At 57.4% G+C, this 1,891-nt stretch carries 2 protein-coding genes; both read right to left on the minus strand.

Going from position 1 to position 1,891, the window contains the following annotated elements; translation table 11 throughout:
• Nucleotides 1–463: 463 nt before the first annotated feature.
• Nucleotides 464–1,033, minus strand: a complete 570-nt coding sequence (locus ASD04_RS05035; RefSeq protein ID WP_082531003.1) for an NUDIX domain-containing protein — start codon at nucleotides 1,031–1,033, stop codon at nucleotides 464–466.
• A gap of 207 nt (nucleotides 1,034–1,240) precedes the next feature.
• Nucleotides 1,241–1,891: NUDIX domain-containing protein (locus tag ASD04_RS05040; RefSeq protein ID WP_348271014.1), on the minus strand; the 651-nt coding region annotated here is incomplete at its 5' end.

Here is a 1,891-nt window from a genome sequence, read left to right on the forward strand (position 1 = left end):
GTCTCTAATGGCTGCATCAACAGGCCGGACAGAAGACTGCACCCGACCAATGCGCCAGAACGTCGAATTATCTCTTGCAATGCGGGAGCCATCCACAGAAGCCGTTCAGACCGCCTTTCGGATTTCCTGAAAGCTGCAAGTCTGCTTAGGTCGCCGCCAAGTCTAGAACGGGGTGGATTCCTGTCCGACCGCTTCTGGGCGGCGGAGCCGGGAAAGCGGCCATTCAGGTGGCCGCCGTACTTCGACCGCAACGCGCCCTAATCGGACGTCTAAGCGGGCGACGACTTCGGCGCTGCTGCGTTCGCATGTATCTTGCACCATGTGCCGGGAGTCATCAGCTCCCAGCTTTTGAAGGATCTATAGAAGGAGTTTCGGGCCTGCGGCGGTGACCTTGAGCACCGGGCGAACAAGGAAGCCAAAAAGCCTTAGGGTCTAACGGAGAGTGATCCCGCTGGACGCGCCGCTACAGATCGGAAATGGCCCGCAGGCGAGCCACCGCCTTTGGAGAAATCTCGTTCAGTTCGTCAAATGGCTTCCACTCGGCCCTGTGGACTTCTTCCTGTTGAGGCGTCAATCGTGGGGATGGATCCGCTAGGAACAGGTACTGCAGATCATGATGGACGTGGTCCTGTTCATGCCGTAACTTTTTCCCCGGAACGTCATGCGTGTCGATAACAAACGGCACATCCCCGTGATGCCAAGGGTGCAGGCTCAGCCCAACCACGCCGGTCTCTTCTACGGCCTCCCGTAGCGCCGACTGGTAGAAATATTGGGAGGGTTCATAGTGCCCGCCGGGCTGAAGCCAACGTCCAATGGAGATGTGGTCGATCAGCAGAACCTGCTTAAGATCTGGCGAGAGTATGATGGCGCTTGTCGTAATGTGACCGGGCATCGTGTTCCGGTCATGCAGGGAATCCCGCTGCGATATTTGCCAGCGAAGCACTGAGAGATGTTCGCTCTTTGCGGCCACTTCGCCTCGATAGCGGGATACTACGGATTCAAGATGATGTAGAAATGCGCGCGACTGATCCATGGCGCACGGTCACATCGAGGGGTCGATCAAGCAATAGGCGCTCGATCGGAAAATCGGTTGTGCACAGTTTGAGATTTATGCATTCGCGCAATGCCCATTCCGGAACGCCAGTGGCTGACAGAAATGGGTCGTTTGCTGCCGATCGGCAACGCCCCCTCTTTGCCTTCGGTTACTGTGAACGGATCTGGTAGCGTTCCGTTCAAGCAGCTACGAAATGGACGGCCACGCTCCAGCATCGATGAGCATTTTTGAAACATCTTCCGGCCATATCTGCTCATTGGCAGATTGAATCTCAGCTGGACTCCACCAGCGATGAGCGGCCATGACCTCCCTTTCCAACTCTGTCCAGTATTCGTGAGAGACTGCGGCGCCCGTCTCGGCTCTTACTAGAAAGTAGCGCTCGTCTGCCTCGACCATTTCCCCGGTTGGCATCGCGAATATCGCGGTGCGTTGTGCAACCTGCATTCCGATCTCGGATACCCTCATACCAACCTCTTCGTACAACTCTCGTCGGGCCGCATCTTCAAAGGACTCTCCTTCGTCGACTCCCCCACCAGGAGTTGCCCAGAAAGCCTGACCGGCCAGCGGCCCTCGCTTATGTTCGAACTTGAACAGCAGTACGTGCTGTTCACCGTTGAGGACGAGAAGACGCGATGAGGGACGTTTTTGCATGACTAAGGTTAGAATGGAGCCCCTGGCTCCGCAACGTCCGCTTGCGGGCAGCCGCACGGGCGACGCAAGCGGCGGAAATGGGGTCGAGGAACTAACCCGCTGCGCGGGAGGGTGCGCGTGGTGAGGTGATGGCAAGGCACCAGCGTCACGGCTTGATTGAGGATCGCCTGGTTCAGGCGTTCCCTT

The sequence above is a fragment of the Devosia sp. Root436 genome (assembly GCF_001426345.1).
In the GTDB taxonomy this organism is placed as follows: Bacteria; Pseudomonadota; Alphaproteobacteria; order Rhizobiales; family Devosiaceae; genus Devosia.